Genomic DNA, 6907 nt, shown 5'->3' with positions numbered 1-6907 from the left:
GTGGTGGGTACGGTGTCGCAGGCCACTGAGCAGACGCCCACGGAGGCGATGTTCTCCGCGGACGAGGCCTCCCGGGGGCTCGGCATCGAGCTGGTGGAGCACAGCGCCGGCCGGGCCGTGGTGCGCATGACGGTGACCCCGGCGATGGTGAACGGCCACCGGACCGCCCACGGCGGCTTCCTGTTCCTGCTGGCCGACACCGCCTTCGCCGGTCGTCCTCGAGGAACAGGCCGAGCGCCGGTATCGCGGCCTGCCGCAGCAGCCGGTCGGGCTCGGCGGCGAACCCGACGAACTCCTCGGCCCGCTCCCGCAGCAGGGCCGCCGCCGCGGGGTGCCCGCAGTACTCCCAGTAGGGGTCCGCGGGGTCCGGTTCCGTCTCCTCCACGCCCTTCTCGGCGCGCCGGACCCGCTCGTAGTCGAGGCGCCCGACCGCGGACCCGCCGACGCTGACCAGCAGTTCGACCGCCGCCGCCCGCCCCAGCGCGGTGGTGTCCCGCGCCAGCTCGAACAGGAACGGCAGGGCCGCGGCCGTGCACCGGTACACGTCGCCCTGGTGGTGCACGGCGCTGTAGAACCTGCTGCACGCGCGGCCGCGCGCCTGCGGGTCGGCGGAGGCGATCCCGCGCAGCAGTCCGGGCACCTCCTCGGCGGTGCCGTAGGCGTGGTGCATCGTCGGCCAGTCGATCTCGTCAAGTCCCTCGAACATGCCGGGCACTCTGCCCACCGGCACTGACAACCGCGTTCCCCCGGGGCCGCGCCGGCCGCCTGGTACCTTCCGCTGGTGACCAGTCTGCTGCAGCCCCCGCTGCTCACCCGGCTGTTGGCCGCCGAGCGGATCCTGATCGCCGGCGCGGGCGGCGGGTTCGACGTGTACGCGGGGCTGCCGATCGGGCTCGCGCTGCGGGCGGCCGGGCGCGAAGTGCACTTCGCCAACTCCTCGTTCAGCAGTCTGCACGGCCTCGACCTGGACGTCTGGGCGGCCCCCGAGCTGGCCCGGATCACCCCGGACGTGCGCTCCGCCGACCGGTACTTCCCCGAACGCTCGCTGGCCCGCTGGCTGCGGGAGCACCGGTCCGACCTCCAACTGCCGGACACCGTCTGGGCGTTCCCGCCGACCGGGGTGCAGCCGCTGCGGGCCGCGTACCGGGCGCTGGTCGACCTGCTGGGCGTCGACGCGATCCTGCTGGTGGACGGCGGCACCGACATCCTGCTGCGCGGCGACGAGGCCGGGCTCGGCACCCCCGAGGAGGACATGGCCTCGCTGGCCGCCGTCGCGGGGATGCCGGAGGTGCCGCACCGGCTGGTCGCCGCGCTCGGGTTCGGCATCGACGCCTACCACGGGGTCAACCACAGCCTGGTGCTGGAGAACCTGGCCGCGCTGCACCGCGACGGCGGCTACCTCGGCGCGTTCTCGATCCCGGACGGCTCCCCCGAGGCCGCCCACTACCTGGACGCCGTCGCGCACGCCCGCGACGAGTGCCCCGAGCACCCCAGCATCGTCCAGGGCTCGATTGCCGCCGCACTGCGCGGCGAGTTCGGCGACGTCCGCTTCACCGAACGCACCCGCGGCAGCACGCTGTTCGTCAACCCGCTGATGACGCTCTACTTCGGCGCCACGGTCGAGGCACTGGCCGCCCGGAACCTCTACCTCGACCGGCTGGAGCACACCGTGCTGCTCGGACAGGTCGCCTCCGCCATCGCACGCTTCCAGGACGCCCTCCCCCGGCAGCGGCCGCCCCGGGCCTTCCCGCACTGACCCGGCCCCGGCGCCGCCCGCGCGGTGCCGAAAACCGCTGCCGCCCGGCCCGGCCCCGCTGCTAGCGTCCGCCCTCGATGACCATTGACGAACTCCTCCAACCACCGCTGCTCACCCGCCTGCTGGGTGCCGAGCGGATCCTGGTCGCCGGCGCGGGCGGCGGCCACGACGTGTACGCGGGCCTGCCGATCGCGCTCGCGCTGCGGGCCGCCGGGCGCGAAGTGCACCTGGCGAACCTGGCGTTCACCCACCACTACGGCCTGGACGGCAGCGCCTGGGCGGGGCCGCAGCTGGCCCGGATCACGCCCGACACCCGCTCCGCCGAACCCGGGTTCCCCGAACGGTCGCTGGCCCGCTGGCTGCGGGAGCACGGGCCGGAGCACGGGCTGCCGGACACCGTCTGGGCGTTCGCCTCGTGCGGGGTGAAGCCGCTGCGGGCCGCGTACCGGGCGCTGGTGCGGCGGCTCGGGATCGACGCGATCCTGCTGGTCGACGGCGGCACCGACATCCTGCTGCGCGGCGACGAGGCCGGCCTCGGCACCCCCGAGGAGGACATGGCCTCGCTGGCCGCGGTCGCCGGGCTGCGGAACGTGCCGCACCGGCTGGTGGCCTGCCTGGGCTTCGGTATCGACGCGCACCACGGCGTCAGCCACGGCCTGGTGCTGGAGAACCTGGCCGCGCTGCACCGCGACGGCGGCTACCTCGGCGCCTTCTCGATCCCGGCCGGCTCCCCCGGGGCCGCCCGCTACCTGGACGCCGTCACCCGGGCCCGGGAGGAGTGCCCCGAGCACCCCAGCATCGTGCACGGCTCGATCGCCGCCGCACTGCGCGGCGAGTTCGGCGACGTCCGCTTCACCGAACGCACCCGCGACAGCACGCTGTTCGTCAACCCGCTGATGACGCTCTACTTCGGCGCCACGGTCGAGGCGCTGGCCGCCCGGAACCTCTACCTCGACCGGCTGGAGGGCACCACCACGACCCGGGAGATCGCCTCCGTGATCGCCGACTTCCGCGAGGAGCTGCCCCGGCTGCGCCCGGCCCTGCCCCTCCCGCACTGACCGGCGCCCCGCACCGCGGCGTTTCATCGATAACAACATACCCGTAGCGTCGAAACGATTCTGTGTTATCGTTGACAACAGCAGGCCGTTATCAACGACATGCGACTTCGTCGAGACGAAAGAGGTACCGCCATGTCCAGCACTGACGCAGCACCCCGGGTCGCCCTGGTCACCGGTGGCTCCGGCGGCATCGGCCGGGCCGTGGTCCAGGGGCTCGCCCGCGCCGGGCACCCCGTCGCCGTCCACTACTCCGGCAACCGGGCCAAGGCCGAGGACCTGGTCGCCGAGGTCACCGCGGCCGGCGGCCGGGCCCTGGCGGTCGGCGGTGACGTCGCGGACGAGCGGGCGATGGCCGCCGCGTTCGACCTGGTCGAGGCCGAGTTCGGCGGGCTGGACGTGGTCGTCCACACCGCGGGCGTGATGCGCCTGGCCCCGGTCGCCGAACTCGACCTGGCCGACTTCGACGAGGTGCAGCGGGTCAACGTCCGCGGCACCTTCGTGGTCGCCCAGCAGGCCGCCCGCCGACTGCGCCGGGGCGGGGCGCTGATCAACTTCTCCACCTCGGTGCTCGGCCTCCAGTTCCCGACCTACGGGGCGTACGCGGCCAGCAAGGGCGCCGTCGAGGCACTGACCCTGGTGCTGGCCCGCGAGCTGCGCGGCCGGGACGTCACGGTCAACACGATCGCCCCCGGCCCCACCGCCACCCCGCTGTTCCTGGACGGCAAGGACGAGGCCGCCGTCGACCGGCTGGCCGCCCAGCCCCCGCTGGAACGCCTGGGCACCCCCGAGGACATCGCCGACCTGGCCGTCTTCCTGGCCGGCCCGGCCGGCCGCTGGATCAACGGCCAGAACATCCGCAGCAACGGCGGCATCGCCTGAACCGGCCCCGCCCCCACCGCACCACCCGGCCCTGCGCCACCCGCCCCCGCACCACCCCGCACCACTCTCACGAGGAGAACCCCGTGCCTTTCGCCAACTTCAAGGTTCCCGCCGGCACCCTGGCCCCGGCGCAGAAGCAGCTGATCGTCGACCGCGTCACCGACCTGTACGCCGAGATCTACGGCGAACGCGCCCGGCAGAACACCATGGTCCTGGTCGAGGAGGTCACCGACGGCGGTTGGGGCATCGGCGGCCACGTCCTGACCGCCGCCATGATCAACGGGACCGGTGACGCTCCGGCCGAGTAGCGGATCCGCCCTCCACTACGCTGGCCGGGCGGCACCGGCCCGAAGGACGGGCGAAGGACGGGCGAGGGACAGGCGAGGAGCAGGCCATGAACGACGCCACCGGCGGCACCCCCCGGGGGACGGGCGACCTGCGCTCCCGGATGCTGGAGGCCGCCGAGGACCTGCTGGAGGAGTCCTCCGACAACGACGTCTCGACCCGCGCCGTGTGCGAGGCCGTCGGCGTCAAGCAGCCCGTGCTGTACCGGCTGTTCGGCGACAAGAACGGCCTGCTGACCGCACTGGTCGCGCACGGCTTCGAGCGCTACATCGGCCGCAAGCAGCGCCTGGCCGTCACCGGCGACCCGGTCGCCGACCTGCGCGCGGGCTGGGACGACCACGTGGACTTCGCGCTGTCCAACCGGGCGCTGTACCGGCTGATGTTCTCACCGGCACTGCCCGAGGTGCCGGAGACCGCCGCCCGGATCTTCGAGATGCTCCAGCGGACCCTGGAGCGCTGCGCGGCGGTCGGCGCGCTGCGGATCCCCGCCGGGGAGGCCGCGCAGACCATCCTGGCGGCCAACGTCGGCGTCACCCTGAGCCTGCTCTCCCAGCCGGAGCGGTTCGCCGACCCGGCCCTGCCCACCCGGGTCCGGGACGCGGTCTTCGCCGCCTGCCTGGACGAGTCGGCAGCCGCGCCCGCCCCCGAGGAGGACCGGCTCGCCGCCGCCGCCCGCCAGTTGGAGGCCCAGCTGGGGCAGCGGAACTCCCCGCTCGGCGCGGCGGAGACCGCCCTGCTGCTGGTGTGGCTGGACGCCCTCCAGCGGCCCGCCTCCTGACGCACCGTCAGATCGCCTGCCGCGCTCGGGCCTCCGGCGTCACCGGCGTGAAGAAGTTGACCAGGGTGCCGTCCGGGTCGCGGACCAGCAGCGAGCGGTTGCCCCACGGCAGGGTGGTCGGCCCGCCGACGAACTCCGTGCCGCCGTCGGCCAGTCGGCGGTGCAGCAGGTCGACGTCCTCGACCAGGAACTCCACGATCGCGCTGCGGTTCGCGGCCGGCTCGGCCGAGCCCGGGGCGAACAGCGGCACGGTGCGGGTGCTGCCGATCGCCAACGTCCCGGCGGGAGTGCGGAGTTCGGCGAAGTCGGGGGTGGCCCGGACGGCGGTCAGGCCGGTGGCGCGCTCGTAGAACGCGACCAGGCGGTCGACGTCGGCGGTGATCAGGCGGACGGAGACGAGGTGCATGCGGGGCTCCCGTGCGGTGTTCCAGTGCGATGGTTCCGGCTTCCGGCTTCCGGCTTCCGACGCTAGCGGTGATACCGGACGGAATCCGCCCGGTATCGGGGGGAGAATCAGCGGCATGACCCGACCCCTGGCCCGCGTCCTCGCCCTGCTGGAGCTGCTGCAGTCCGGCGGCGTCCGCACCGTCGCGGAGCTGGCCGAACGGCTGGAGGTGGACGAGCGCACCGTCCGCCGGTACGTCGCGCACCTGGTCGACCTGGACCTGCCGGTGGAGTCGGTCCGCGGCCGCTACGGCGGCTACCGGCTCGCCCCCGGGCACCGGATGCCGCCGCTGATGCTCACCGGCGAGGAGGCGCTGGCGGCCCTGTTCGGCCTGGTCGCCGCGGAGCGGGCGGGGCTGTCCGCGGCCTCCGCCACCGCGGGCGAGACGGCCGCCGCGAAGATCCGCCGGGTGCTGCCGCCCCGGCTCGCCCACCGCCTGGACGCCCTGTCGGCGGCCCTGACCTTCACCGCCGCCCCCGCCGCCCCCGGAGCGGCCCCCGATCCGGAGGCGCTGCTGACCGTCGCCGACGCGGTGCGCCACCGCCGCCCGCTGGCCTTCCGCTACACCTCCGCGGACGGCCGCAGCGGCGAACGGGCCGTCCAGCCGCACGGGTTGGTGCTGCACGCGGGCCGCTGGTACCTGACCGGGCGGGACACCGGGGTCGGCGCGGACCGGCTGTTCCGGCTCGACCGGCTGGCCGCGCCGCGCCCGCTGCCGGGCACCTTCGACCCGCCCGCCGGGCCGGACCCGGCCGCGCGCGTCCTGCACGCCCTGGCCACCGCCCCGCACCGGCACCGCGTCCGGCTGCGGGTCCGGGCGGACGCCGGGCTGATCCGCGCCCGGCTGCCCGCCGGGCTGGCCCTGGTCGGCGAGCCGGACGCCGACGGCTGGGCGGACGTCGAACTGCGGGTGGCCGAACTCGACTGGCTCCCGGGCGTGCTGGCCGCCCTCGACCGCCCGTTCGCGATCGTCGAACCGGCCGAACTGCGCAGGCTGGTCTCAGAGTTGGCCGAACGGCTGGCCGAATCGGCCCGGCGCGGCGGGAGTTGACCACCGCGCCGCGGCCCGCCGTCAGCCCTTGCGGGCCGCCGCGACGATCTTCCCGGTGGTGTGGAAGAAGCGCGAAGTGGCCTGACCCCGGTACGACTTGGGGAACGCGGTGGCCGGGTTCCCGTTCAGCCGGCCGTTGCGCACGTACATCACCACGAACGCCGCGTCCGCGGTGGCGCCGACCATCTCCCAGTCGCCCTTCGGCGAGGCGACCGGCAGCGCGGCCCGGATCTCCTGCGGCAGCGGCTCGGACAGGAACAGCACGCACAGCCGCTTGTCCTCGGTGAGTTCCACCCCCGCGAACGGGTCCAGCGCGAGCAGCGCCTCGACCTCGTCGACCGTGCGCAGCAGCACCGGCACCGGGTAGCCGAGCCCGGCCTCCAGGCCCGCCTCGATCCGGGCCGCCAGCGCCGCCCGGTCGGTCTCGGCGGTGCGGAAGAACACGTTCCCGCTCTGGATGTAGCTGCGCACCCCCTCCAGCCCCAGCTCGGTGAACAGCTCCCGCAGCCGGTCCATCTTCACGGTGCGGCCGCCGACGTTGACCGCCCGCAGGAAGGCGATGTAGGTCTCCATCCGGCCGAGTGTAGGCGCGGCC

General features: G+C 74.7%; 8 protein-coding genes and 1 pseudogene. 7 read left to right on the top strand and 2 right to left on the bottom strand.

Features of this window, described 5'->3' with window-relative positions; translation table 11 throughout:
• Nucleotides 1-48: 48 nt before the first annotated feature.
• From ACFUEL_RS31685 to ACFUEL_RS31660, 6 genes and pseudogenes are all read left to right on the top strand, one after another.
• Nucleotides 49-210: pseudogene (locus ACFUEL_RS31685) on the top strand (hotdog fold thioesterase); the annotation flags it as partial.
• Nucleotides 211-781: 571 nt separating this feature from the next.
• On the top strand, nucleotides 782-1756 hold the full coding sequence (locus tag ACFUEL_RS31680; protein WP_380240338.1) for a DUF1152 domain-containing protein: 975 nt from the start codon (nucleotides 782-784) through the stop codon (nucleotides 1754-1756).
• Nucleotides 1757-1839: 83 nt separating this feature from the next.
• On the top strand, nucleotides 1840-2814 hold the full coding sequence (locus ACFUEL_RS31675) for a DUF1152 domain-containing protein (RefSeq protein WP_380240340.1): 975 nt from the start codon (nucleotides 1840-1842) through the stop codon (nucleotides 2812-2814).
• 132 nt (nucleotides 2815-2946) lie between these two features.
• Nucleotides 2947-3693 carry an SDR family oxidoreductase gene (locus ACFUEL_RS31670; RefSeq protein ID WP_380240336.1) on the top strand — a complete coding sequence of 249 codons (747 nt, stop codon included), beginning with the start codon at nucleotides 2947-2949 and terminating at the stop codon, nucleotides 3691-3693.
• 83 nt (nucleotides 3694-3776) lie between these two features.
• Nucleotides 3777-4001, top strand: a complete 225-nt coding sequence (locus ACFUEL_RS31665; protein WP_380240334.1) for a tautomerase family protein — start codon at nucleotides 3777-3779, stop codon at nucleotides 3999-4001.
• Between the two features lie 86 nt (nucleotides 4002-4087).
• Nucleotides 4088-4816 carry a TetR/AcrR family transcriptional regulator gene (locus ACFUEL_RS31660; protein WP_380240332.1) on the top strand — a complete coding sequence of 243 codons (729 nt, stop codon included), beginning with the start codon at nucleotides 4088-4090 and terminating at the stop codon, nucleotides 4814-4816.
• A gap of 7 nt (nucleotides 4817-4823) precedes the next feature.
• Here the strand turns inward: ACFUEL_RS31660 and ACFUEL_RS31655 are convergent, their stop codons facing one another.
• A complete protein-coding gene (locus ACFUEL_RS31655) occupies nucleotides 4824-5222 on the bottom strand; it encodes a VOC family protein (protein WP_380240330.1) in 399 nt (132 codons plus the stop codon).
• A gap of 115 nt (nucleotides 5223-5337) precedes the next feature.
• Here ACFUEL_RS31655 and ACFUEL_RS31650 point away from each other — a divergent pair, with 115 nt between their 5' ends.
• Entirely contained in the window at nucleotides 5338-6312 is a 975-nt protein-coding gene (locus ACFUEL_RS31650; RefSeq protein WP_380240328.1) for a helix-turn-helix transcriptional regulator, read from the top strand.
• Between the two features lie 21 nt (nucleotides 6313-6333).
• Here the strand turns inward: ACFUEL_RS31650 and ACFUEL_RS31645 are convergent, their stop codons facing one another.
• Nucleotides 6334-6885, bottom strand: a complete 552-nt coding sequence (locus tag ACFUEL_RS31645; protein WP_380240326.1) for a DUF1697 domain-containing protein — start codon at nucleotides 6883-6885, stop codon at nucleotides 6334-6336.
• Nucleotides 6886-6907 lie beyond the last annotated feature (22 nt).

The sequence above is a fragment of the Kitasatospora sp. NPDC057198 genome (genome assembly GCF_042670125.1).
Taxonomy (GTDB): Bacteria; Actinomycetota; Actinomycetes; order Streptomycetales; family Streptomycetaceae; genus Kitasatospora.
This window is presented reverse-complemented; position numbering and strand designations above follow the sequence as displayed.